We start from the raw sequence: 22,994 nt of genomic DNA, 5'->3' as shown, positions 1-22,994 counted from the left end.
GCGGAAGCGGCCTGGAACCGGCGCGGGACCGATGCGGAAGCGGCCTGGGACCGGCGCGGAAGCGGTGCGGGATCACCCCCTCGCTCCCGAGGGGGACGGGGAGGGTGAACGCCTCGGGGTGACGCGGGTTACGGTCCGCGATTCCTAGCGTTCTGTCCGGTTCTTCAGACCGGACAGGAGGCTCGCATGTTCCGCCGTACGCTCGTCGCCGCGGCCGTCGCCGCGACGCTCGCCTACGTGACGGTCCCGCCGCCCGCGGGCGACCGGGTGGTGCGGGTCTACGGCGATCTCGGCACGGCCGAGCACGTCGCGGTCGTCGTCCCCGGCGCCGACACCACGGCCGCCACCTTCGACGGCGGCAGGGCCAAGCCGTACAGCACGCCGGGGGGCGGGGCGCGGGCGCTGCTGGCCGAGGCGCGGGCGCTGGACCCGGGGGCGAGGCTGGCTGTGGTCGCCTGGCTCGGCTACGACAGCCCGGCGACGCTCAGCCTCGGCGTGATGACCGGCGAGGCCGCGGAACGGGGCGCGGTGGAGTTGCGGCGGTACGTCACCGGGACGCTCAGGGGGAAACGGGTCAGCCTGCTGTGTCACAGCTACGGCTCGGTGGTGTGCGCCGGGGCCGTGCCCCGTTCCGGGGTCACGGACACGGCCGTGTTCGGCAGCCCGGGGCTGGGCGTCTCGTCGGCCGCCGAACTGGACGGCACCCGGTTGTGGGCGGGCAGCGGCGCCCGCGACTGGATGCGCGAGGTGCCCAAGTTCAGGATCGGGCCGCTCGGCTTCGGCCCCGATCCCGCCGACCCGGCCTTCGGCGCCCGCCTGTTCGGTACCGGCTCCGCCGGGCACAGCGAGTATCTCGCACCGGGCGGCGAGTCCCTGCGCAACCTGACCCTGATCGCGCTCGGCCGGGGCGGCGAGGTGTCCCGTGGCTAGTCTCACGGCCGGGATCGAGGCGGCCACTCCCGAGGGCAGGGACCGCGGGGTGGACGCGCTGCGGGCGCTGGCGATCGCGGGCGTGGTGCTGGGGCACTGGCTGGTGACGGCCTGGGCACCGGGCGCTGCGGGGGCGGTTCACCTGTCCAGCCCGCTCGCCCACCTGCCGGAGTTCACGCCGCTGTCGTGGGCGTTCCAGACGCTGGCGGTGTTCTTCCTCGTCGGCGGCTACGCGGCGGCGCGCGGCTTTCGCTCGGCGGCGGCGCGCGCCTCGAAGACCCGCGAATCCTCGGCGGTTCGCGATCCCTCGACGGTCGGCGAACCCTCGGTGTTCGGCGAACCGGAGACTCGCGGGCCGGGCTCAACGGTTTCTCCCACCCCGTCGCGCGGTACGGGCCTCGTGGCGGCACCCGGTTCGCGTCACCCGCTTCGTTCGCTTCGTTCGCTTCGGGAGACCGGGGACGGCGCGTACCGGGCCGGAATGTGGGTGCGGGCCAGGATGGGCAGGCTGCTGGGACCGGTGGTGCCGCTGGTCCTGGTCTGGGCGGGGATCGCGGCGGGGATGGCGCTGCGCGGGATCTCGGCGGGGACGATCAGGGTGCTGGTGGTCCCGGCGGTCGGGCCGCTGTGGTTCCTGGCCGTCTTCGCCGCGCTGACGGCGGCCACTCCCCTTCTCCTGCGCGCGCACCCGGGCGTCACGGCCGCCGTGGCGTTCGTGGTCGTGCTCGGGGTGGACCTGGCCAGGTTCGGGCTCGGCGCCCCCGCCTGGGTCGGGTGGGCGAACCTGGCGGCCGGATGGCTGGTCCCGTACGCATTGGGGATCGCCTGGGCGGGCGGGCTGCTCACCTCGCGCCGGGTGGCGGTGAGCCTGCTGGCCGGCGGGGCGGCCGGGGCGGCGCTGCTGGTCGGCGGGTTCGGGTATCCGGCGAGCATGGTGGGCGTGACCGGGGACGCGGTCTCCAACCTCAGCCCGCCCAGCCTGGCGGCGGTCTGCTTCGGGCTCGCCCAGGCGGGGCTGGCGCTGCTCGTACGGGCGCCGCTGGCCCGGCTGATGCGGCGCCCCCGGCTGTGGGCGGTGGTCGCGTCGGCCAACCTGTCGGCGATGACGCTCTTCCTGTGGCACCAGAGCGCGGTGACCGTGCTCGCCGTCGCCGCCCTGCGCTTCGGCGACGTGCCCGGCCTGCTCGCGGAGCCCGACGAACCGATCTGGCTGCTGCACCGGCTGGCCTGGTTGCCGGTGTTCGCGGCCGTTCTCGCGCTCGCCTGGCTTCCGGGATCGACTCGCCCGGCTTCCGGGATCAAGGCGCGGGCGGTTTAATGACAGGGTGTCGTCATCGGCTTGACGAGGGGGCACGATTTTTGTGACACTGTGTCATAAAAGTTTCCCTCGTCGCGGAGTGATCATGAGCGAGCCACCCTTCTCCGAAGTTCTCAGGAACGCCACCTGGGGTGACCACGAGTCCGCCGAGGACGAGAGCTACCTCAAGGCGCTGATGGCGGGCAGTCTCAGCGCCGAGGCCTACGGTGAGATGGTCGCCCAGCACTATTTCGCCTACGTGGCCCTGGAGAGCGCCTCCCGCTCGCTGGCCGCGGACCCCGTCGCGGCGCCGTTCGTCATTCCCGAGCTCTACCGGGAGGAGGCGCTGGTCCGCGACCTGGAGACGATCTACGGGTCCGGCTGGAGGTCCAGGATCGAGCCCTCCAAGCCGACCCTCACCCTGGTCGCCCGCATCAACCAGGTGGCCGCCTGGCCGGGCGGCTACATCGCCCACCACTACACCCGCTACATGGGCGATCTGTCGGGCGGGCAGTTCATCCGGATGGAGCTGCAGAAGATCTACGGCTACCAGCCGGGCGGCGGCGTCGACTTCTATCTCTTCGACGGGATCGGCAGCCTGCCCCGCTTCAAGAACGAGTATCGGGCCCGGCTGGACGCGCTCCCCCTGGACGAGGCGGAGAAGGGGCGGCTGATCCGCGAGACCAGGCTCGCGTACCTTCTCAACACCGAGGTCCTGGGCGAGCTCGGCCGGGTGGCCCGATCCGAGTTCGCCGCCTGACCGGACGTCTTCCCCCTACAAGGCGAGGGATCCCTCAGAAGGAGTAGGGGCCGAAGCGGCCCCAGGCCACGAAGGCGGCCAGCAGCAGGAGCACCACGTTGAAGGCGATCCCCGGATACTCCTTGCGCCGGAGGTGCACGGCGATGGCACCGATCATCGTGATCACCAGACCGGCGGCGGCGATCGGGGTCAGGATGGGCAGGATGCCGGTGAGGGCGGGCAGGACGAGGCCGATCCCGGCCAGCGCCTCGATGATCCCGATGATCCTGACCTGCCCGTCCGAGAAGTCCTCCACCCACGGCATCCGGGCGGCCAGTCCCTCGCGGCTCTGGGTGGCTTTGGTGAGACCGGCGATGAGGAAGAGCCCGGCGAGCAGGCTCTGCGCGATCCAGAGGACGACGTTCATGATGCGCTCCGAGAGAATAAGTGAAGGCGGCCCTTCGCTTACGGTCACCGTAGCATAACCGCAGGATGGCCTTCACTTTGTAGAATCGACTCATGAACGCGTGCAAAGGCCGGGGACTGCGCAAGGACGCCGAGCTCAACCGGGAGCGGATCGTGGCTGCGGCGCGGGTCGCGTTCCGTGAGGGCGGGCTCGACGTGCCCCTGGAGGAGATCGCCCGCCGGGCGGAGGTGAACATCGCCACTCTTTACCGGCGCTTCCCCGACCGCGAGGCGCTCATCGAGGCGATCCTGGCCGACCGCATGGCCGAGTTCGTCGAGGCCGCCGAGGCGGCGGAGCTCGCCGACGACCCGTGGGAGGGGTTCGCCGGGCTGGTCGAGCACATCTGCGGCATGCAGGCCGCCGACCAGGGGGTGACCGAAGGTCTCACCTCCTGCTTCCCCGGGGCGGCGCTGGAGTCGCCGAGGGCACGGGCGCTGGACGCGATCGACCGGGTGATCGAGCGGGCCCGTCGCGCCGGGACGCTGCGCGCCGACTTCACCGGCCAGGACCTGATGCTGATCATGATGGCCAACGCCGGGGTGCTCGGCTCCACGCGCTGCGCCGCCCCGGAGGCGTGGCGGCGGCTGATCGGCCTCATCCTCGACGCGTGCCGCACCGGCCGCGCCGATCGGGCCGCTCCGCCGCTCCCCCCGGCCCCCAGCGCCGAGGACATGCGCAACGCGATGCTCACGGCCCGTCTTCACCGCTGACCCCGCCTGACGAGGTGCCGGGGCTGTGCGACCATGGGGCCATGCCCCGGATTTCGGCCGCGACCATCGGCGAGCACCGCGTCCAGACCCAGGATCGCATCCTGCGGGCGGTCTCGCGTCTCTCCCGGGACCAGGGCATCGACGCCATCTCCATGACCGACGTGGCGAACGAGGCCGAGATCACCCGCACCGTCCTGTACAACTACTTCCCCGACAAGGCCGCGCTGCTGCTCGCCTTCACCGAGCGGGTGACGCACTACTTCATCGACAGCTACGAGCGGGAGCTGCCCGACCGGGCCTCGCCCGCCGAGCGGCTGCGGGTCTTCGTCAGGCTCCAGCTCGACGGGCTGCTCGCCCACCCCCACCCCGGTCCCGCCGACCTGTCGGCGGCGCTGGGCCCGGACGCCTACCAGCGCCTCGCCGACCACGTCGAGCCGATGCAGCGCATCCTGACGGACATCATCGACAGCGGCGTGTCGTCGGGCGACTTCCAGGTCCCCGACCTGGCCGCCGCCGCCCGGATGATCCTCGCCGTCATCGGCGCCGAGCGGGTACCACTGCTCGGCGGCGAGGTGACGCCCGAGGAGGCCGAGAAGATCATCTCTGGTTTCGTGCTCCGCGGCCTGGGCTCCCGGAGCGTCCCGGACGGGCTCTGAGCACCGGCGGGCCCCGAGCCCGGGCAGGGAACCCGGGTACTGGCAGGATCCAAACCTGGACTGGACGGGATCCGAGTCCGGACGGGATCCGGCCCCGGACAGGCCCGGCCGCTCTCCGGACCGTACGCGCACCGGCGTCCCGGACCGTCCGGGCTCCGGGCTCTCCGGGCACCCGGCCCTTCGCCGACACTTCCCCTCCCGGCGGAGCGGGGCTCCCCGAGGTACCCGGTACGAGAGAGCGGACGCGGACCGTTGGGTGAGCGGCGGCCGACGGCCACGTGTCGTGCCGGTACACCGTGGGCGACCATCGGGCCAACACCCGCCGGACCGCCGTTTCCGGCTGCTAGCGTCCGCCCATGTCAGCAGTGAAGGCAGAGATCACCCCGAAGTCACTCGACCGGATCCCCGGCTGGTTCTGGGGGACCGACCAGCGGCTCTTCGAATGGATCCTGTCCGGGCAGGCCACCGAGAACTCCCCCGGTGACCTGCTGGAGCTGGGGACGTACCTCGGCAAGAGCGCGGTCATGATCGGGGCTCACGCGCGTCCCGGTGAGGTGTTCACGGTCTGCGACCTCTTCGAGTCCGAGGCGCCCGAGGCGGCCAACGACGCCGAGACGAGCCGGTCCTACTCGGCGCTCACCCGGGACAGGTTCGAGGAGAACTATCTGACCTTCCACGACGCGCTTCCGCGGATCGTGCACGGCCCGACCTCGATCGTCCTCGACCACGTCGCGGCTGAATCGTGCAGGTTCGTCCATGTGGACGCCTCGCACCTGTACGTCCACGTACGGCAGGACGTCATGTCGGCCAGGAAGGTCCTGCGCCCCGACGGGATCGTCGTCTTCGACGACTACCGGAGCGTCCACACTCCCGGGGTGGCGATGGCCGTCTGGGAGGCGGTGTCGAACCTGGGACTGGCGCCGATATGCGTCAGCACGCAGAAGCTCTACGCGACCTGGGGGGACGCGGCCCCGGTCCGGGAGCGCCTGCTGCGCTGGCTGGAGTCCCGCGAGGACCTGTGGCACACCACGGACGCGTTCGACGGCTGGGAACTCGTCCGGGTCAACCAGATCAAGAAGCCCGCGCCTCCCGCGGGCGACGCCGCCACGCTGAGGAAACTCGGGGACGACCTCCAGCGCACCACGGCGGAGTTGAGGAAGGCGATGGCGGAGTCACGGGCCGCGACCCAGGCACTGAAGAAGGCCACCGCGGAGATCAGCCTGGCCGGTCCCGTGGTACGGCGTGCCGTGCGGTGGACCCGCAGGGTCACCCGGCGCGGCCGCGCCTGACCGGCGATCGCGAGCCGGGCGGCCGCGGTCCACCCCGCTCGCGATCGCCCGCTGTCCGCCCGCCTGTCCGCCCGGCCTGTTCCGCCCGCCAGGCGGCGCTTCCGCGACGGTCCGGTGGCCGATCAGCCCGGGTGAGGGCGGGCGGGGATCCGTTCCAGGATTCCTCCGGCGAAGACGTCGTAGAGGCCGGTCGTCTCCAGGTGCACGTAGCCGATGTGGCAGTCGCACATCGCCACCGGGCACGCCCTGGCCCCCGGAGTGAACGTGCCGTCGTAGAGGTTGCCGAGCACGGCCGGGACGAAGTGGCAGCGCCGCACGGTGCCGTCGCCGTCGACGGAGATCACGCTGTCCCCCGTACGGCACGGCAGGCCCGCGCTCCGGTGTGGCGTCCGGCTGTGGTGGAACAGCGGGTCGATCGCCGTCCAGGCGTCCGCCTCGTCGTCGGTGTAGACGACGCCCTCGGCGGCGTTCACCCAGACGTACACCTCCCCGGGCAGGTCGGCCCGGACGCGGCGGGCCTGGCCGAGGTGCTCGGGCAGCCCGACGACACCGACGCTGAAGCGGACCCCGCGGGCGACGAGGTCACGGCAGCGGCCGAGGAAGCGCTCGTACGGGACCTGGCCGGGGTGGTAGGTCACCCAGAGGGCGAGCGTGTCCAGGTCGGCCTCGGCCAGCCAGCCGGGCCGGCAGCTGAAGTTGGTCTGGATGGCGACCCGCCGCACGTGCGGGAGGTGGCTCAGCTCGACCATCGCCCGGCGGTACCACGAGCGGACGAGGCCCTCGCCCCACGGGGTGAACAGCACCGAGACCGGGTGGTCCCGCCCGGCCACCCACGCGGTGAACCGCTCCAGCGCCGCCCGGTCCCTCGCCAGTCGCCCGCGATCGTCGCGTCGCTTGGCGAACGGGCAGTAGGGGCAGTCGTAGTCGCAGCTCGCCAGCGGCCCCCGGTAGAGGATCGTGAGCTCGCCCGGCGACGTCCCCACCGGTCCTCGCATCGGGTTCACCGGTCCTCCATCTGACCCACCGGCCCTCGTATCGGGGTCACCGGCCCTCGCGTCGGGCTCACCGGTCCCCGCGTCGGGCTCACCGGTCCTCGTATCGGGCCATCAGCGCGCGGACCCGGCCGGAGAACAGCGCGGGGCCGATCGCGTCGGAGTGGGCCAGGCCCTCGGCGGTGAGCCGGAGCCACCCGGCCCCGCCGCTCCCGCCCCCGGGCGGCGGGGCGTCGCGCTCCAGCAGGCCCCGCGCCGCCAGACGCTCCAGCTCCGCGCCGAAGTGGGCCTCGGGACCGGCTCCGAAGCGGTCGCGGTAGGCGGCCGGATCGAGACCGTCGGCCTGGAGCAGCGACTGGATGAGATGGCGGCGGCGCCGGTCGTCGTCGTCCAGCCGGAACCCCACGTTGGCGACCGCGAACTCCCCGGGGGCGAGGCGCACGTAGTCGTCGATGATCGCGCGCACCTGGCCGGCGCCGACCGCGTACTCGTAGGAGTAGTGCAGGCCGGAGGTGTAGGAGCGGGCACCGCAGCCGAGGCCGACCATACCGTCGCTCTGGCAGGTGTACTCGGCCGGGCTCGCGCGCCCGGGAAGCCGGAACATCCGCATCGAGACCTGCTCGTACCCGGCGGCGAGCAGGTGGTCGCGGCCCTGCCGGTAGAGGGTGAGGCGGTGGTCGTCCCAGTCGCGGGCGCGGCGCCCGAGGCCGGTGAGCGGACGGACGTACAGGGGGTATAGGTAGATCTCCTCGGGTTTCCAGGCGAGCGCGGCGTCCAGCGAGTGGCGCCAGGACCCCTCCGTCTGCCCGTCGATGCCGTAGATCAGGTCGATGTTGAGCGCCTCGAACCCGGCCTCGCGGATCCGGCCGAGCGCCGCCTCGACCTCCCGCCGCCGCTGCGGCCTGACCGCCGCGCGGGCCTCGGCGTCGACGAAGCTCTGCACGCCGATCGAGACGCGGGTCGCGCCCCGCTCGGCGAGGACGGCGAGACGGTCGGCCGTCGCGGTCGCCGGGGAGGTCTCCACCGACATCGGCACGGCCCGCAGGTCGGCGCCCGTGATCCGCTCGGTGAGGTCGAACATCCGGGTGAGCTCGGCGGCGCTCAGGTAGGTCGGCGTGCCGCCCCCGACGGCCGCCGCCGCGAAGCGGGGATCGCCCAGGGCCTCCCGTACGGCGCCCGCCTGGCGCTCCAGCGCGTCGAGATAGGCGGCGACGAGCTCCTCGGGGGCGCCGGTCCTGGTGAACAGGTTGCAGAACCCGCAGCGCATCTCGCAGAACGGGATGTGCAGGTAGAGGAAGAGCCGTTCGGTGGGCTCCCCCGCCCACACCTCCGCCAGCGACGGCCGCGGGTCCAGCGGCCGGTAGGCCGTCTTGTGCGGGTACGCGTAGACGTAGCCCTGGTACGGGCCCGCCTCCGCCGGGGCATCGGCGGCCGGGGACACCGGGGCATCGGTGGCCGGGGACGGGGACGGGGGCGGGGACGGGGGCGGGGGCGGGGGCGACGTGGGAAGTCGAACCACGGGAAGCACGGGAAGCACCGGTCTCCCGCCGTCCGCCGCCTGCGACACCCGGCCGGAACCCACGCTCATCGCCATCGCCCCCGCTCCATCGTGAACTCCCCGTAGGGCACGGTCCAGACGACCTCGTGGCCGATCCTGTGCCCGATATATCCGTCTTCACCGTAAGCGGTGCCGTGGTCTGAACAAACGATCGCGAATCCCGGACGCCGGTCGCTCATCAGCGCGAACAGCCTGCCGATGTGCCGGTCGACGTACTCGAGCGCGGCGGCCTGGCTCCGTCGGCTGTCACCGTGCTCGCGGGTGGCCCCGGGCAGGTGGAACCAGTTGGGCTGGTGCAGCGCCGAGACGTTGACGAACAGGAAGACCGGCCGGTCGGCTCCCGCCACCGCCCGCTCCGCGCAGGCGATCTGCGCCTCGAACGAGGCGGGCGCGGTCACCCCGAACCCCGGCTCCCAGTGGCTCTCGGCGAACAACCCCGGCAGCGCGGAACCGAGCGGGGTCAGCTTGTTGAAGAACCCGACTCCCCCGACGCAGACCGTGTGGTAGCCCGCTCCCGCCAGCCCCGAGGGCAGGTCGGGGGCGTCGAACACCCAGGTCCCCGGAGCCGTGGTCTCGCTGCCGGGGAACGCGGCGGCGAACGGGCGGTGATGCGGTCCCGGCGCGGCGGGGGTCGGCAGGAAACCGGCGAGGATCGCGGCGTGCGCGGCGTAGGTGAAGCTCCCCGGGCTGTGCCGGCGCTCCCATCGCCCGCCGGGCAGCGCCCGCGCCAGGGTGGGCAGCCGCCCGGCCGACATCAGCTCCTCCGCCACGTCGTAGCGGAGGGTGTCGAGCGTCACCAGCAACAGGTCGTGGCTGCCCACCACCTCGTTCATGTCACGCACCGGCCCCTCCCCTCCCTCGCCGGGGCGTGCCGGGCGAGGATCGCGCGGACCTGGGCGCCGTAGGTGTCGAGGCCCTCGGCTCCGCCGCCGGGCAGGCCCTCCAGCCGGGGAAGCAGGTCTCCGAACGCGTTGACCTCGGCCACCGCGAACTCCCGCCAGTCGACCCCGATCATCAGGTCGACCCCGACGGCGAGGCTCCCGGGGAAGCGGGCCGCCGTCCGCGCGCAGATCTCCAGGGCCCGCTCCCACCCCCGGGGACCGAGCCCGGCCGTGACGGCGCCCAGGTCACCCCGTACGCCACCGAGGTGGAGGTTGGTCATCGGGCCGCGGCCCGCGCGCACGACCGCGTGGGTGGGCGTGCCGTCCACGACGACCACCCTGAGGTCGATCGCCCGGCCGCCGAGGCTCGCCTTGGGGAACCAGCGCTCGACGTGAAGGCCGTCGGCGGCGAGCAGATCGACGATCACCGCCAGGTCGGGCTCGTTCTCGTAGCACCTGAGCCGCAGGGAGTTGTGCAGCTCGCCGGAGGCGAGCTCCGCCGAGGTCACCGCCCTCACCCGGCGGCCCGACGCGTGCAGGGCGATGATCCCGGAGGCCGACGAGCCGTGGGCCGGTTTGACGAACACCCGGCCCCAGCGGGCCTCGTCCATCCGTTCGCGCAGCTCGGCGTAGCCGCCGACCGGCCCGGCGAGGGCCGGCGGCACCGGCACCCCGGCCGCCGACAGCCTGGCGTGGCAGCGCCGCTTGTCGAACATCACCGAGACGTCCTCGACGTCGGCGAGCAGCACGGCGCCCGGCGTCGCGGCCACGGCCCGGCCGACCCGGGCGGCCCCGGCGACGAACCCGGCGTGCCAGCGGGCGCCGCCGCCGATCCTGGACGGCTCGCCGGGGCCGCGCAGCAGCGCGTCCGCCTCGGCGTCCTCGCCCGGCGAGTCGATCCGCACGAGCGTCTCCGGCTCGATCCCGATCTCCTCGCCGCGCAGCACGGACGTCCACGGCACGACCGCGGGCTCCTCCAGCCCCTGCCGGGCGCAGGCGTCGGCGAACATGGTCACCCGCCGGTCACCCGGCGTGCCGACGACGGCGATCCCGGTCACTCGGCGACCGCGACGTAGCGCCACTCGCCGTCGGCCTCCTTCTGGCCGGACACGTCGAGCTGGACGCCGGAGCCGGAGAACGCCGTCGTGAGGCGCTCGACCATGGCGTCGGTCAGGTAGTGGTGGTGCAGGTCCAGGCGTTTGAGGTGGGTCAGGGACTGCCCCGACAGCAGGGCCTCGGCGCCCTCGTCGGTGAGCACGCCCATCGACTGGGCGAGCGACTCCAGCCGGGGCACGACGGGGGCGGAGGCGACGAGGGCGGCGACCTCGTCCTGGATCTCGCTGTTCTGCAGCCCCAGGTGCCTGAGCGCGGGCAGCCGCTCGCCGGACAGGATGTTCTCCAGGTCGGGCGCGGTGGTCTCGCCGCCGTACTCGCTCGTGCCGAGCCAGGCCTCCAGGTATTCGAGCGAGGGAAGCTCGCTCATGCCGACGCCCCTGACCACGGAGGCGGGCAGCCCGCCCGCCTCGAAGCGCAGCACCCTGAGGTGCTCGTGCCTGACCGGCCGCAGCTCCAGCCCCGTCCCGCCCCGGACCTCCAGCCGCTCCAGCAGCGGGAAGGACTCCAGCAGCGGCGTGACGTCGCTCTGCTGGATCCAGGAGATCTCGCACTCCTCCTGCGGCATCGCGGCGAAGAAGAGCGAGCGCAGGGCGGGGAAGCGCGCCGCGCTCTCGGCCAGCAGCCGGACGGGAGCCGACGCCTCCTTCTCGTAGGCGTCTTCCCAGCCTCCGATGATGAGCGCCCTGACCTCGGTGGTGTCGATGGTCTCGGTGAAGCGCGCGAAGTGCTCCTCGAAGGTCTCCTTGGCGTCGTAGACGCGCACCGAGACGCGCCACGCCGCCTCACCCGCCGGAGGATGGGGGGCGCCGGGGGGACGCAGGCTCACGATGGGCAGGCCCGCGTAGTCTCCCCGGTAGAGGCCGTCGACGTGGTCGTTGAACTCGGTGTGGTCCATCAAAGGCTCCCCGGCAGGCTCGACTGTGGCAGGACCGTCCTACCAGAGCCGCGCGACACTTCCGGCCGCACTCCCGGGATGACCGTCCTGTTCCTTCCCGGAGCGCTTCCCCGATCTCGCGTGATCACTTCCTGAACCGCTCGCGAGATCTCGCGTGATCACTTCCTCAAGCGCTCGCGAGATCCTGCGTGATCACTTCCTCAAGCGCTCGCGGGATACTGCCGTGAACGCCTCCGCTCGCGCTCGCATGACCGCCTCCGGGAGCCCGGCCGCCGCCCGGACGCCGGTCGGACAGGTGTCCGGGGTCGGCGATGATGAACGGCATGGACAATGGTCACATCCGCTTCGCCTCCGCGAAGGGCCGGTGGGTCCTCCTCACCACCGTGCTCGGCTCCGGCATCGCCCTGCTGGACGGCACGGTCGTCAACGTGGCCCTGCCCGCGCTCGGCGCCGATCTCGGCGCCGACATGGCCGGTCTGCAGTGGACGGTCAACGCCTACACCCTCACCCTGGCGGGCCTGATCCTGCTCGGCGGGTCGCTCGGTGACCGGTACGGCAGGCGCAGGATCTTCCTGGTCGGCGTCGTCTGGTTCGCCCTCGCGTCGGCCCTGTGCGGCCTGGCGCCCAACGTGGAGACGCTGATCGCGGCCCGCGCCCTGCAGGGCGTCGGCGGCGCGCTGCTCACCCCGGGATCCCTCGCCATCATCCAGGCGTCCTTCGACAGCGAGGACCGGCCCAGGGCGATCGGGGCGTGGTCGGGCCTGGGCGGGGTGGCCGCGGCCATCGGCCCGCTGCTCGGCGGGTGGCTGGTGGAGACGGCCGGATGGCGCTGGGTGTTCCTGATCAACCTGCCGCTCGCGGCGCTCGTCGTGGCGGTCGCCGTACGGCACGTCCCGGAGAGCAGGAACCCCGAGGCCGGCGGCCGGTTCGACGTCCTGGGCGCGGCGCTGGCGGCGCTGGCGCTGGCCGGGATCACCTACGGCCTGATCGACCTGGAGGTCGTCCCGGTCGCGGCGGGCGTGCTGCTGGGCGCCGCGTTCGTCTGGCTGGAGATCAGGCGCTCGCCCGGGGCGCTCGTACCGGTCGAGGTCTTCTCGTCGAGGGTGTTCACCGCGGTCAACGTCGTCACCTTCATCATGTACGCCGCGATGGGCGTGGTGTTCTTCCTCCTGGTCGTCCAGCTACAGGTGTCGGCGGGCTTCTCCCCGCTGGTGGCGGGGACCTCGATGATCCCGGTGACGATCCTGATGCTGCTGCTGTCGTCTCGTGCGGGCGAGCTGGCCAGGCGCTTCGGGCCCCGGCTGCCGATGACGGGCGGCATCCTGGTCTGCGCCGGGGCCCTGCTGCTGATGTCGCGGATCGGCCCCGGCTCGTCGTACGTGGTGGACGTGCTGCTTCCGGCGACGCTGTTCGGGCTGGGCCTGTCGTCCGCGGTCGCGCCGCTCACCGCGACGGTGCTGGCCACCGCCGCCGAGCGTCACGCGGGGGTGGCGAGCGGCGTCAACAACGCCGTCGCCAGGACCGGCGGGCTGCTCGCGGTGGCCGCGATCCCCCCGCTGGCCGGGCTGACCGGCGACGCCTTCGACTCCCCCGAGATCTTCACCGCCGGGTTCCACACGACGATGCTGATCAGCGCGGCGATGCTGGGCGTCGCGGCGCTGATCACCTTCCTCACCATCCGGGAGAACGTCCTGATCCCGTCGGAGCCGAAGCTGGGCTGCCCGGTGACGGCCCCCCAGCCGGGCAAATGACCGTCGGTAACGTCAGAAGGTGAACGCCTGGCTGCGGACGCTGTTGTCGAAGTTGGACACCAGCAGCTCCGGCTCGCCGACCGAGCGGATCTCCGGCAGCCGGGTGAACAGCGCGCGGAACATCGCCTTGATCTCCTGCCTGGCGAGGTTGGCGCCCAGGCAGAAGTGCGGTCCGGGACCGCCGAAGCCCACGTGGGGCTTGGTGTCGCGGGTGATGTCGAACCGGTCGGCGTCGGGGAAGACCGTCTCGTCGCGGTTGGCCGAGCCGTAGAAGAGCACGACCTTGTCGCCCGCCTTCAGGCGCAGGCCGCGCAGGTCGTAGTCCTCGGTGACGGTCCGGCGGAACTGCATGATGGGCGAGACGTAGCGGACCATCTCCTCGATCGCGCCGCCGATGTGCGCGTCGAAGTCCTCGGCGAGCAGGCGCCGCTGCTCGGGGTTGTCGGTCAGCAGCTTGATGCCGTGCGCCATGGTGTTGCGGGCCGTCTCGTTGCCCGCCACGAGCAGCAGCGTGAAGAACGACCCCAGCTCGCGGTCGGTCAGCCTCTCGCCGTCGACGTTGGCGGTGACGAGCGCCGAGACGAGGTCGCCTCGCGGCGCCTGGGCGCGCTCCTTGCCCAGGTTGATCACCAGGCGCTGCAGGGCGAGCAGCGCGAGCGTGTTCTGGGCGGCCATCCTGACGGTGTGCGCCAGGCTGGGCCGTACGCCGGAGTAGGCGGTGGAGATGTCGACGTGCTGGTGGACCTTGGCCCGCACGTCGTCGGGGACGCCCATCATGTCGCAGATGACGTGGATGGGCAGCTTGGCGGCCACCTGGCCGACGAAGTCACCGGGTCCGGCGGCCGTCACGTCGTCGACGATGCGCGCGCACGCGGCGTCGATGTCGCCTTGCAGGCCGGCCAGCATCTTCGGGCTGAACGCCCGGGAGACGATGCGGCGGAGCCGGGCGTGCCGGGGGTCGTCCATGTTGACCATGGACTCGCCGAACACGTGCTTGACCCAGCCGGGCGGCTCGGGGCTGGTCACGCCGGGCTCGCTGGAGAACACCTTGGCGTTGCGGCTCGCCTCCACCACGTCGGCGTGCCGGACCAGCGCGTAGAAACCCTTGCCCGAGCGGAGCAGCGGGACCCGCTTCTCCTCGAAGAACACCGGCTTGTCGAGATCCCGAAGCCGCGCGAACGCCTCATGCCGCTCCTTGAGCGGCCGCCGCCAGAACCCCAGGTCGGCCAGGTCGATTTCCATGCCGTCAATCCTGGCATGTTCTTTACGCGTACCGGCCACATGGATTTCATGTCCCGGTGGGCCGCGTGTCCGAATCACCGGAAACCATCACAGGTATGAGAGCCGCGCTCCTCGCCTCCGCAGTCCTCGCCTCCCTGCTGGTCCCCGCCTCCCTCTGTTCTGCCGCCGCCCACGCCACGGTGTCGGCTGACGCCTGCTCCGGCGTCCCCTCCGACTTCGACGGTGACGGGCGGGCCGATCTCGCGGTCGCCGCGCCCTACACCCGCACCGGCGGCCACGCCCGCGCGGGGTCTGTCACCGTGCTGTACGGCATGCGTACCGAGGCGAAGCTGACCCAGGACGGGCCCGGGGTGCCCGGCGAGGCCGAGACCGGGGACTCGTTCGGCTCGGCGCTGGCGGCCGGCGACTTCGACGGCGACCGCTGCGCCGACCTGGCCGTGGGCGTCTCCGAGGAGGACCGCTCCCGGCCGGGAGAGGACGGCGACGGCGCCGTGCAGCTGTTCCACGGCTCGCCCCGCGGCCTGCGGCCCGGCAGGCTGATCGACGCCGGGGACCTGGGACGCGAGCGCGAGCCCGGCCGGTTCGGTGCCGCGCTCGCGGCGGGGGACCTGGACGGCGACGGCGACGACGAGCTGGTGATCGGCGCTCCCGGGCTGGGCGGCGGCGCGGTCGGGGTGTACGGGCTCAAGGGGCGCGAGCCGTACATGATCACGCAGGAGACCGGCTGGGTGGGGCAGCGCGAGCGCGAGACCGACCAGTTCGGCGCGGTGCTCGCCACCGGGGACTTCGACGGGAACGGCCGGGCCGAGATCGCCGTGGGCGCGCCCGCGGACACGCTGCTGAAGAACGGCCAGGGCTCGGTCACCGTCCTCGACGTCCGGGGCCGCGGGGCGACCGCGCTCACCCAGGACAGCCCCGGGATCAGCGGCCTCGCCGAAGTCTGGGACTTCTTCGGCACCGCCCTGGCCACCGGCGACTTCGACGCCGACGGCCGCGACGACCTGGCGATCGGCGTGCCGGGCGAGGGGCTCAGCGACAACCAGCGGGCGATGGACTACGGCGACGGCGTCGTGCACGTCGTCTACGGCTCGCGCTCCGGGCTGCGCACGGCGCGGTCCGAGACCTGGTCGCAGCGCTCCCTGAAGGGGGAACCGCGCTACTTCGACCGCTTCGGCGCCGCCCTCGCCGCCGGGGACCTCAACGGCGACGGCGACGACGAGCTCGCGATCGGGGTGCCGGGCGAGAACGCCGTCCAGGTGCTCGCGGGAACCCGCTCCGGCGGCCTCACCAAGAACCACAACCTGCTGGTCACCGGCGAGGGCGGCGACTTCGGCGGGGCCCTGGCCACGGTCGCGGGCCGCGGCCTGGTCGTCGCCGCCCCGGGCGACGGCAGGCTCACCCTGCTGCGCGGGACCGTGCGGAAGGGCTCCTACCCGGGCATCCGCCCGTCGTCGGCGAGGTCCCTGGCCGGCGCTCCCAAGGACACCCTGTTCGGCTACGCCTTCGCGGGCCCGTCCTCCCGGCCGTAGGGGCTCCGAGGTCCCCCGGATCCGGCGTCTCAGTCGCCGGCGGCGAGGCGGTCCAGCCACTCGGTCAGCAGCCGCTGTTCCGCGCCGCTGAGGACCGTCTGCTCGGGTAGCGCGGCGCGCAGGGCGCGGGCCGCGCCGGCCGGTCCCGAGTCGCGTACGGCGGGCTCCTGGCTGGTCACGGCGGCAATCATGGATTCCCGGAGGGTGGTCAGCAGGGCGGGATCGCGCCGCTCCTCGGGCAGGGTCAGCCAGGTGAGCACGGCGCCGCGCGCCGTGGCGTGGATGAGCGTGACCGCGAGTTCCTCGTCGACGCGGAGCCAGCCGCCGACGGCGAGGCGCCGGATGCGGCCCATCAGGATCTCCATGCCCGCCTTGAAGGCGGCCGACGTCTCCTTCGCGGGCTCGCTGTACATCAGTGTGTACAGCGCGGGATTGGCCAGGCCGAACTCGACCGCCAGGTCCCAGCCGGCCCTCAGGTCCTCGACGGGGTGCCGCGGACCGGGGTCGACGTGCTTGGTCTCGAGAAACCTGGCGAAGCCGTGCTCGGCCACCGCGTCGAGGAGCCCGTCCTTGTCGCCGAAGAGGCGGTAGATGGCCGGTGGTTGCACTCCCGCCGCGACCGCGACCGCGCGCGTGGTGACCGCGTCGCGCCCCTCGTGCGCCAGCAGGCCGGCGGCGGCCTCGACGATCCGCTGCCGGAGCTGCTCGCGGCCCAGGGCCGCGGTGTCGGACTCGACGGCGGCCACGCCGTCCCCGTCGTGTGAACTCGATGCCATTTTCCAACGATACCGCGTTTGTGGTTCCGTTGATATTTCCAGTGATACGGTGATGTCGATTCCAATGGAAACAGCAGGACGAAGGAGCGCGGAATGCCGGACAAGATCAAAATCGTGGCGCTTGAGGAACACGTCGCCCTGCCCTCGCTGCTCGACGCCTGGGCCAGGGCGGGTGTGCCGCGGATCCCGCAGCTCGGCTTCGGCGACGAGCCCTTCGCCCGGCGGCTGCGGGACTTCGGGGAGGCGCGTCTCGCCGACATGGACGACCAGGGCATCGACGTCGCCGTCCTGTCCCTCGCCTCACCGGGCGTGCAGAACCTCGCGGCAGAAGACGCCGTCAGCGTGGCCCGCGAGGTCAACGACACGCTGGCCGAGATCGTCGCCGGGCGACCCGACCGTTTCCAGGCCTTCGCCGCCATTCCCACCGCGGCGCCCGAGGCCGCCGCGGCCGAGCTGGAACGCGCGGTGACCCGGCTCGGCCTCCCCGGCGCGATGCTGTACGGCCGCACGGGGGACAGACTGGCCGACGCCCCGGAGTTCGACGACCTCTACGCCACGGCCGAACGCCTGCGGGTGCCGCTGCACTTCCATCCCCAGACCCCGGTCCCCGAGGTCCTCAGGGCCTACTACTCGGGCTTCGACGACGGAGCCGGACTGGCCCGCAGCACCGGGATGGGGCTCGCGACGGCCGGCCTGGGCTGGTACTACGACCTGGGCGTCCAGTATCTGCGGATGATCTTCTCCGGCGTTTTCGACCGGCACCCCGGACTGCAGGTGATCGCGGGGCACTGGGGCGAGGTCGTCCTGTTCTACCTCGACCACACCGGGATCATGGCGCACAACGCCAGGCTGGAGCGCCCGCTCGCCGACTACTTCACCCAGAACTTCTGGGTCTGCGGCAGCGGCACGGTCAGCGAGCGCTACATGAGGTGGACGTCGGAGGTCGTCGGAACCGAGCGCATGATGTACTCGACCGACTACCCCTACACCTTCGGGACCCGGCCCGGCGGCTTCCCCTTCCTCGACACCGCCGGCGGGGTCGCCCGCTCGTTCCTCGAACAGGCGCCCTTCACCCACGAGGAGAAGGCCGCGATCGGATCCGGCAACTGGGAGAAGCTGACCGGGCACGTCACGGCGCGCGGCGAGCACGACCCGGCGTGACGCTCCGCCTCGACCGGCCGCCGACCGCGACGATCAGCCGGGGCGCGTGGGGAGAGGATCAGGCCGGCCTGATCGAAATGAGCTTCCACCACCGGCGGGAGGCGGATGTCCGCCGCTTAATTCACGTCGTTACCTAAGATGATGGTCATGTTCGACGTACAGCAGAGGACCGTTCGCGATCTGCGCCGGGGCAACCGGGCGATCGTGCTGCGCGCCCTCTACTTCGAGGGCCCCGCCAGCCGCCAGGAACTCAGCGAGACCATCGGGCTCAGCCCCGCCACCGTGAGCAACGTGACCGGAGACCTGCTCGCGAGCGGGATCATCGTCGAGGCCGGTCTGGCGGACTCCGACGGGGGCAGGCCCCGGGTGCTGCTGCGGGTCAACACCACCCACGGCTACGCCGTCGGCGTCGACGTCGGCGAGACGCACGTGCGCGTCGAGCTCTTCGACCTGGACATGAACCGGCAGGCCAGGGCCGAGTACGCGCTGCGCCCCACCGGGCACGACGTCGATCAGGTCGTCCGCCACATCCTCGCGGGCATCGACGTGGTCCTCGGCGAGAGCGGCGTGCCCAGGGAACGGGTGCTCGGCGTGGGGGTGGGCGTTCCGGGGGTCGTCGAGACGGGGCCCGACGCCCTGATCCACGCCCCGACCTTCGGGTGGGACGCGGTCCCGCTCGGCAGGCTGCTGCGGGCGGGTACCGACCTGCCGCTCTTCGTGGACAACGGCGCCAAGTCGATGGGGCAGGCCGAGCTGTGGTTCGGCGTCGGGCGCAGGGCCAGGCACGCCGTGGTGGTGCTGATCGGCTCGGGAGTCGGGGCGAGCATCATCACCGACGGAGCCACCTACCTGGGGGCCAACAGCAGCGCCGGCGAGTGGGGCCACACGAAGATCATGGTCGGCGGGCACCGGTGCCGCTGCGGCGGGGAGGGCTGCCTGGAGGCGTACGTGGGGGCCAGGGGCATCCTGGAACGTGCCGGGGTCTGGACGGAGACCGTCGACGAGCAGGCCGAGCTGGCCGCCCTGGTGGCCGCGGGCTCTCCGGTGATCGACGAGACCGTCACCTATCTGGGCGTCGGGCTGGCCAACCTGATCAACCTGTTCAACCCAGAGCGGATCATCATCGGCGGCTGGGCCGGTGTGCTGCTCGGCGAGCACCTGCTGACGAGGATCAGGAAGGTCGTCGCGGACAACTGCCTGGCGCAGCCGTACAAGACGGTCTCCATCGGCCTGGGCCGCCTCGGCGTCGACTCGGTGGCGCTGGGCGCCGCCACCCTCGTGATCGAGGACCTCCTGCAGGCGAACCCGGCCGCGAGGCCGAACGGCCTCTCCCCGCGCCCCCGGAACCGGGCCGGGATCTGATTCCGGGGTCCCAGCCCCTGTTCCGACCTCGATCTTGGTCCCGGGACCCCGACGCCCCCTGTCCCGGGATCCGGGACAGGGGGCGTCGGGGCCGGGGTCAGCGGATGCGCGTGCTGGCCTTGATCTTGCGCTTGATCTCCTTGCGGAGCTTGCGGATGTCGGCGTCCGCGTCGGACGTGACGATCACCCCGAACGCGGCGGTGGCGGTGCCCCGGCGCGAGCCGGCCCAGGCCCGGATCCGCACGGTGGTCGAGTCACCCTTGTCGAGGGAGGTGATCCAGCACGACAGGCCGCGGCCCTTGACCGAGCACTTGACGCTGCGCGGCTTGGAGACCACCCGGATCTTGCGGAAGCGTTTCGAGAAGTCCCCGATGAGCGCCACGTAGTGCTGGCCGCGGGCCTTCCTGTTGCGGACCTTGACGGAGTAGACGAGGGATCCGCCCCGCTGGACGTGCTTGGGGAAGGTGATCACGTACCCGAAGTCGGAGGACACCGCGGCGGCGGGCGCGACCGCGGGTGCGGCGGACAAGGCGGGTAAGGCGGCTCCGGCGGCGTTGGCGGGGGTCGGGGAAAGAAGGGTGCCGCCCAGCGCCGCGGCGAGAGCCGCGGCGGTGAGCCTCGTGGCGAGGGGACTCATAAGCGGCATCATCCAATAAATTTCCTGGAATTCCTCTCACGTTTCAGGTCAGTGCCGCCTGTCCTGACGGCACGGTGAAGCGGGCGCCGGTCTTGGCGGGGGCTCCGCGCCTGCTGATGTAGTCGAGCGTGCGGAAGTCCGCGTGCAGTTCCTCCTGGGTGACCCGGCAGACGATGTAGCCGCGTCGCTGGTCGAGGTAGGAGATGTGCGGGTTCTCCGCGATCGTCTCGGCGATCCGGCCCTCGTCGCGGTAGCCGTCGCCGTCGCTGGCGATCGAGGAGGTGACGAGTTCCACCGCCACGCGGGGCGAGTCGGGGTCGTCGAAGTCGAGCTTGAGGTCCGCCGCGTGGTGCATGTGCGCGTCGCCGGTGAGCACGACCGGGTTGGAAGCGCCCGAGTCGCGGAAGCCGGTCAGCAGGCGGGTGCGCTCGGCGGCGTAGCCGTCCCAGGAGTCCATGTTGACCTCGGTTCCCGGCCCGACCTTGGAGTCGCGCTGGGCCATCAGGATCTGCTGGCCCACCAGGTTCCAGCGGGCACCCGAGCTCGCGAGGCCGTCCAGCAGCCAGCGCCGCTGGTCCTCGCCGAGCAGGGTGCGGCCGGTCGCGAGCCGGTCGTCGCAGCCGGACCTGAGCCCGTCCTCGCACGCCTGGTCGTCGCGGAACTGCCGGGTGTCGAGCAGGTGGAACCGGGCCAGCGGTCCCCAGTCGACCCTGCGGTGGACCCGCATCGCCGCCCCGCCGGGCACGCTCGTCCTGCGCAGCGGCATGTTCTCGTAGTACGCCTGGAAGGCGTTGGCCCTGCGCCGGGCGAACGCCGGGGCGCCGGAGCTGGAGACGTCCCCCGCCCAGTTGTTCTCGATCTCGTGGTCGTCGAAGGCCACCAGCCACGGCGCGACCGCGTGCGCCGCCTGCAGGTCGGGGTCGCTCTTGTACTGCGCGTGGCGCATCCGGTAGTCGGCCAGCGTGGCGCACTTGCCCCAGGTGTGCTGCCGGACGCTCCCGCCCAGCGCCGTGTATCCCTGGGGGGCGTACTCGTACATGTAGTCGCCCAGGTGCACGACCAGCTCCGGGTCCTGCTCGGCCAGTCTCCGGTACGCCGTGTAGAAACCGTGCTCGTAGTGGGCGCAGGCGGCGACGGCGAAGGTCAGCGGGGACGACAGGGACGTGGTGGACACGGCGGACGGGGCCGTGCGAGTACGGCCGGACGGCGACAGGTGACCCTCGGCGCGGAAGCGGTAGAAGTACTCCCGGCCGGGCTCCAGGCCGTCGACCTCGGCGTGGACGCTGTGCGCCCGCTTCCAGCGCGCGGTCTCGGTGCCCTCGCGGACCACGTGGGAGAACCGCTCGTCGGTGGCGAGCTGCCATTGGACGTCCACGTCCCTGACCGGCATGCCACCCCGGCCGTTCGTGCCCAGCGGGTCGAGGGCGAGCCTGGTCCACAGCACGACGCCGTCCTCGGACGGGTCGCCGGAGGCGATGCCGAGGGTGAACGGGTCGCGGGCGAGGGTCCGGGAGGGCATCCGGGAGGGGCCGAGCCCCGCCCCGGTCAGCAACAGGCCGCCCGCACCCGCGGCGGCGACGGAAAGGAACACTCTGCGTGACGGCTTCTGCTCCACGCCATCAGTGCACCCGTTCCAGCTTTCCCCGCCGTGGCCTGCGAATCAAGGCGAGATGAACAGCCGTCGCACAGCAGAGTCACCTACCCACGGTGATTGAACAACGGCCGACCCGCAGGCGACATCGTGGCGAAGGACCGGCCTCCCGCCGGTGGCCGCACGGCACCGAGAGCGACGACGGCCCGCGACGGTGAACGGGAGCGGGGACGGGAACCGGCGGGGCTGCCCTCGACGGCGACCGGCGGGACGCCCCTCGACGGCGAACGGGAGCGCGTGGGCGGCCCGGAACGGCGAACGCGCGGGCGGCCCGAACGGCGAGGAGAGACGGGTGTTGCGGGCGCGGCGGGCGCGGCGCGGGCGGGGCTTGGAGAGGTCGGGGCTTGGAGAGGTCGGCGCGGGCAGGGCTTTCAGCGCAGGTAGGGCTTGAGGTGCGGGGTGAGGGCGCCGCAGCCCAGGTATTTCTCCACGGTGTGGAAGTCGACCCAGTCGAGGTTGACCATGGCCTCCTGGTCGACCCCGGTGAAGCAGGCCCTCAGCCCCGGCGGGATCGCCGCGATGTCGTCCTTGTCGGCGATGTTGACCCACCGCCTGACCTTGCGCGGGCGCTCGCCCCAGCCGTTGACCGGGGCGGGCATCAGGCGCTCGAAGATCACGTTGCGCATGCCGAGCGGGCTGCCCAGGGTGATCAGCAGGTCGACCTCCAGGTCGGGGTTGGCCCAGAGCGTCTCGTACGTCACCACGCTGCCCAGCGAGTGCGCGATCACCACCTTGGGGCGGTTGCGCCTGATCACCTCGGCCACCGCCGCCCGGCACTTCGCGCGCGTCTCACCCCCGGCCGTCATGTAGGCGGCGACCTCGGGGCAGAAGAACGCGGCGAAGTCGGCGGCGTTGACATCCAGCCGCTCCAGCAGCCAGCCGGTCATCCGGTGCAGGGCGCCGGTCAGCCCCTCCCCCACCGCGTCGAGCTGCTTGGCCCAGGCGACGAAGACCTCCTGGGCGCCGACGTCCATGGCCCGCACGGCGCGCACGGAGTCGTTCTTGCTCTCGCCCAGCAGGTGGGCGTAGTAGGCGATCTCGGTGACGTAGCGCTCCTTGGCGTGCGGTTTGCCACCGGTCAGCCCCTTGTGCAGGTAGCGGTCCCACTTGTCGCGCATCGCGAGGGCGGCGCCGCTGACCGAGTTACCCGCGTCGCGGTAGTAGCGGTACTTGCCGATACCGTGCACGCCGACGATGCCGTCCATACGCCCCCGCCTCCTGCTTTCGGATGCCCGGTTCTCACGGGTGTCGATGACATACGCCCCCGGGCAACTGTGGCGGAAGCGAGCACCGTGCCACAAGGCCACCGCACCGGTGAAAACCACCAACGGACTCATGCTCCGTGCGGCGCGGTGC

The 22,994-nt window shown here is 72.3% G+C and carries 21 protein-coding genes; 10 read left to right on the top strand and 11 right to left on the bottom strand.

Annotated elements, in window-relative coordinates:
• Positions 1–186 precede the first annotated feature (186 nt).
• The 3 genes from ACFFRH_RS12910 (at position 187) to ACFFRH_RS12900 (ending at position 2,987) form a co-directional block, all read left to right on the top strand.
• Positions 187–930, top strand: coding sequence for an alpha/beta hydrolase (locus tag ACFFRH_RS12910; protein ID WP_386156412.1), 744 nt, complete (start codon positions 187–189; stop codon positions 928–930).
• Entirely contained in the window at positions 923–2,248 is a 1,326-nt protein-coding gene (locus ACFFRH_RS12905) for an acyltransferase family protein (protein ID WP_386156410.1), read from the top strand. The genes ACFFRH_RS12910 and ACFFRH_RS12905 overlap by 8 nt, the downstream gene beginning before the upstream one ends.
• An 85-nt stretch (positions 2,249–2,333) precedes the next feature.
• Complete coding sequence (locus tag ACFFRH_RS12900) at positions 2,334–2,987, top strand: biliverdin-producing heme oxygenase (protein ID WP_386156408.1); 654 nt, start codon at positions 2,334–2,336, stop codon at positions 2,985–2,987.
• Positions 2,988–3,021: 34 nt separating this feature from the next.
• Here the strand turns inward: ACFFRH_RS12900 and ACFFRH_RS12895 are convergent, their stop codons facing one another.
• Positions 3,022–3,393 carry a DoxX family protein gene (locus tag ACFFRH_RS12895; RefSeq protein ID WP_386156406.1) on the bottom strand — a complete coding sequence of 124 codons (372 nt, stop codon included), beginning with the start codon at positions 3,391–3,393 and terminating at the stop codon, positions 3,022–3,024.
• A 92-nt stretch (positions 3,394–3,485) separates the two neighbouring features.
• Here ACFFRH_RS12895 and ACFFRH_RS12890 point away from each other — a divergent pair, with 92 nt between their 5' ends.
• The 3 genes from ACFFRH_RS12890 (at position 3,486) to ACFFRH_RS12880 (ending at position 6,087) form a co-directional block, all read left to right on the top strand.
• Positions 3,486–4,142 (top strand): TetR/AcrR family transcriptional regulator, encoded by a 657-nt coding sequence (locus ACFFRH_RS12890; protein WP_386156404.1) that lies wholly within the window; start codon positions 3,486–3,488, stop codon positions 4,140–4,142.
• A gap of 41 nt (positions 4,143–4,183) precedes the next feature.
• Complete coding sequence (locus ACFFRH_RS12885) at positions 4,184–4,798, top strand: TetR/AcrR family transcriptional regulator (protein ID WP_386156402.1); 615 nt, start codon at positions 4,184–4,186, stop codon at positions 4,796–4,798.
• A 356-nt stretch (positions 4,799–5,154) separates the two neighbouring features.
• Positions 5,155–6,087 carry a class I SAM-dependent methyltransferase gene (locus ACFFRH_RS12880; protein ID WP_386156400.1) on the top strand — a complete coding sequence of 311 codons (933 nt, stop codon included), beginning with the start codon at positions 5,155–5,157 and terminating at the stop codon, positions 6,085–6,087.
• A 122-nt stretch (positions 6,088–6,209) separates the two neighbouring features.
• On the opposite strand, the gene ACFFRH_RS12875 is transcribed toward ACFFRH_RS12880, so the two are convergent.
• The 5 genes from ACFFRH_RS12875 to ACFFRH_RS12855 form a co-directional block, all read right to left on the bottom strand.
• Complete coding sequence (locus ACFFRH_RS12875) at positions 6,210–7,082, bottom strand: STM4011 family radical SAM protein (RefSeq protein WP_386156812.1); 873 nt, start codon at positions 7,080–7,082, stop codon at positions 6,210–6,212.
• 88 nt (positions 7,083–7,170) lie between these two features.
• Entirely contained in the window at positions 7,171–8,673 is a 1,503-nt protein-coding gene (locus ACFFRH_RS12870; RefSeq protein ID WP_386156398.1) for an STM4012 family radical SAM protein, read from the bottom strand.
• The gene (locus ACFFRH_RS12865) at positions 8,664–9,470 is read right to left on the bottom strand and encodes an STM4013/SEN3800 family hydrolase (RefSeq protein ID WP_386156809.1); all 807 of its coding nucleotides are present in this window, start codon (positions 9,468–9,470) and stop codon (positions 8,664–8,666) included. Before ACFFRH_RS12865 ends, ACFFRH_RS12870 begins: the two co-directional genes overlap by 10 nt.
• The gene (locus ACFFRH_RS12860; RefSeq protein ID WP_386156396.1) at positions 9,467–10,576 is read right to left on the bottom strand and encodes an STM4014 family protein; all 1,110 of its coding nucleotides are present in this window, start codon (positions 10,574–10,576) and stop codon (positions 9,467–9,469) included. The genes ACFFRH_RS12865 and ACFFRH_RS12860 overlap by 4 nt, the downstream gene beginning before the upstream one ends.
• The gene (locus tag ACFFRH_RS12855) at positions 10,573–11,529 is read right to left on the bottom strand and encodes an STM4015 family protein (RefSeq protein ID WP_386156394.1); all 957 of its coding nucleotides are present in this window, start codon (positions 11,527–11,529) and stop codon (positions 10,573–10,575) included. Before ACFFRH_RS12855 ends, ACFFRH_RS12860 begins: the two co-directional genes overlap by 4 nt.
• A gap of 323 nt (positions 11,530–11,852) precedes the next feature.
• Here ACFFRH_RS12855 and ACFFRH_RS12850 point away from each other — a divergent pair, with 323 nt between their 5' ends.
• The gene (locus ACFFRH_RS12850) at positions 11,853–13,280 is read left to right on the top strand and encodes an MFS transporter (RefSeq protein ID WP_386156392.1); all 1,428 of its coding nucleotides are present in this window, start codon (positions 11,853–11,855) and stop codon (positions 13,278–13,280) included.
• 12 nt (positions 13,281–13,292) lie between these two features.
• Here ACFFRH_RS12850 and ACFFRH_RS12845 read toward each other — a convergent pair whose 3' ends face one another.
• A complete protein-coding gene (locus ACFFRH_RS12845) occupies positions 13,293–14,522 on the bottom strand; it encodes a cytochrome P450 (protein ID WP_386156390.1) in 1,230 nt (409 codons plus the stop codon).
• Positions 14,523–14,617: 95 nt separating this feature from the next.
• On the opposite strand from ACFFRH_RS12845, the gene ACFFRH_RS12840 reads away from it, so the two are divergent.
• A complete protein-coding gene (locus tag ACFFRH_RS12840; protein WP_386156388.1) occupies positions 14,618–16,051 on the top strand; it encodes an FG-GAP repeat protein in 1,434 nt (477 codons plus the stop codon).
• 29 nt (positions 16,052–16,080) lie between these two features.
• Here the strand turns inward: ACFFRH_RS12840 and ACFFRH_RS12835 are convergent, their stop codons facing one another.
• Positions 16,081–16,827, bottom strand: a complete 747-nt coding sequence (locus ACFFRH_RS12835) for a TetR/AcrR family transcriptional regulator (RefSeq protein ID WP_386156386.1) — start codon at positions 16,825–16,827, stop codon at positions 16,081–16,083.
• Between the two features lie 93 nt (positions 16,828–16,920).
• Between ACFFRH_RS12835 and ACFFRH_RS12830 the strand changes: the two genes are divergently transcribed.
• Entirely contained in the window at positions 16,921–17,988 is a 1,068-nt protein-coding gene (locus ACFFRH_RS12830; protein WP_386156384.1) for an amidohydrolase family protein, read from the top strand.
• A 147-nt stretch (positions 17,989–18,135) separates the two neighbouring features.
• A complete protein-coding gene (locus ACFFRH_RS12825) occupies positions 18,136–19,350 on the top strand; it encodes an ROK family transcriptional regulator (RefSeq protein WP_386156382.1) in 1,215 nt (404 codons plus the stop codon).
• A gap of 97 nt (positions 19,351–19,447) precedes the next feature.
• On the opposite strand, the gene ACFFRH_RS12820 is transcribed toward ACFFRH_RS12825, so the two are convergent.
• The 3 genes from ACFFRH_RS12820 to ACFFRH_RS12810 form a co-directional block, all read right to left on the bottom strand.
• A complete protein-coding gene (locus ACFFRH_RS12820; RefSeq protein ID WP_386156380.1) occupies positions 19,448–19,987 on the bottom strand; it encodes a hypothetical protein in 540 nt (179 codons plus the stop codon).
• Positions 19,988–20,030: 43 nt separating this feature from the next.
• The gene (locus tag ACFFRH_RS12815) at positions 20,031–21,578 is read right to left on the bottom strand and encodes an alkaline phosphatase D family protein (RefSeq protein WP_386156378.1); all 1,548 of its coding nucleotides are present in this window, start codon (positions 21,576–21,578) and stop codon (positions 20,031–20,033) included.
• A gap of 431 nt (positions 21,579–22,009) precedes the next feature.
• Positions 22,010–22,843 carry a hypothetical protein gene (locus tag ACFFRH_RS12810; RefSeq protein ID WP_386156376.1) on the bottom strand — a complete coding sequence of 278 codons (834 nt, stop codon included), beginning with the start codon at positions 22,841–22,843 and terminating at the stop codon, positions 22,010–22,012.
• Positions 22,844–22,994: the final 151 nt, after the last annotated feature.

This window comes from Streptosporangium vulgare, assembly GCF_042428775.1.
GTDB lineage: Bacteria > Actinomycetota > Actinomycetes > Streptosporangiales > Streptosporangiaceae > Streptosporangium > Streptosporangium vulgare.
The sequence above is the reverse complement of the archived record's forward strand: the minus strand, read 5'-3'. Positions and strand labels throughout refer to the sequence as shown.

Bases quoted from the DNA above. Each gene is read 5' to 3' on its own strand.
- ACFFRH_RS12890 (WP_386156404.1), top strand. From the start codon at position 3,486: ATGAACGCGTGCAAAGGCCGGGGACTGCGCAAGGACGCCGAGCTCAAC.
- ACFFRH_RS12855 (WP_386156394.1), bottom strand. From the start codon at position 11,529: ATGGACCACACCGAGTTCAACGACCACGTCGACGGCCTCTACCGGGGA.
- ACFFRH_RS12850 (WP_386156392.1), top strand. From the start codon at position 11,853: ATGGACAATGGTCACATCCGCTTCGCCTCCGCGAAGGGCCGGTGGGTC.
- ACFFRH_RS12865 (WP_386156809.1), bottom strand. From the start codon at position 9,470: ATGAACGAGGTGGTGGGCAGCCACGACCTGTTGCTGGTGACGCTCGAC.
- ACFFRH_RS12910 (WP_386156412.1), top strand. From the start codon at position 187: ATGTTCCGCCGTACGCTCGTCGCCGCGGCCGTCGCCGCGACGCTCGCC.
- ACFFRH_RS12880 (WP_386156400.1), top strand. From the start codon at position 5,155: ATGTCAGCAGTGAAGGCAGAGATCACCCCGAAGTCACTCGACCGGATC.
- ACFFRH_RS12900 (WP_386156408.1), top strand. From the start codon at position 2,334: ATGAGCGAGCCACCCTTCTCCGAAGTTCTCAGGAACGCCACCTGGGGT.
- ACFFRH_RS12875 (WP_386156812.1), bottom strand. From the start codon at position 7,082: ATGCGAGGACCGGTGGGGACGTCGCCGGGCGAGCTCACGATCCTCTAC.
- ACFFRH_RS12830 (WP_386156384.1), top strand. From the start codon at position 16,921: ATGCCGGACAAGATCAAAATCGTGGCGCTTGAGGAACACGTCGCCCTG.
- ACFFRH_RS12885 (WP_386156402.1), top strand. From the start codon at position 4,184: ATGCCCCGGATTTCGGCCGCGACCATCGGCGAGCACCGCGTCCAGACC.
- ACFFRH_RS12845 (WP_386156390.1), bottom strand. From the start codon at position 14,522: ATGGAAATCGACCTGGCCGACCTGGGGTTCTGGCGGCGGCCGCTCAAG.
- ACFFRH_RS12825 (WP_386156382.1), top strand. From the start codon at position 18,136: ATGTTCGACGTACAGCAGAGGACCGTTCGCGATCTGCGCCGGGGCAAC.
- ACFFRH_RS12835 (WP_386156386.1), bottom strand. From the start codon at position 16,827: ATGGCATCGAGTTCACACGACGGGGACGGCGTGGCCGCCGTCGAGTCC.
- ACFFRH_RS12810 (WP_386156376.1), bottom strand. From the start codon at position 22,843: ATGGACGGCATCGTCGGCGTGCACGGTATCGGCAAGTACCGCTACTAC.
- ACFFRH_RS12895 (WP_386156406.1), bottom strand. From the start codon at position 3,393: ATGAACGTCGTCCTCTGGATCGCGCAGAGCCTGCTCGCCGGGCTCTTC.
- ACFFRH_RS12820 (WP_386156380.1), bottom strand. From the start codon at position 19,987: ATGAGTCCCCTCGCCACGAGGCTCACCGCCGCGGCTCTCGCCGCGGCG.
- ACFFRH_RS12870 (WP_386156398.1), bottom strand. From the start codon at position 8,673: ATGGCGATGAGCGTGGGTTCCGGCCGGGTGTCGCAGGCGGCGGACGGC.
- ACFFRH_RS12840 (WP_386156388.1), top strand. From the start codon at position 14,618: ATGAGAGCCGCGCTCCTCGCCTCCGCAGTCCTCGCCTCCCTGCTGGTC.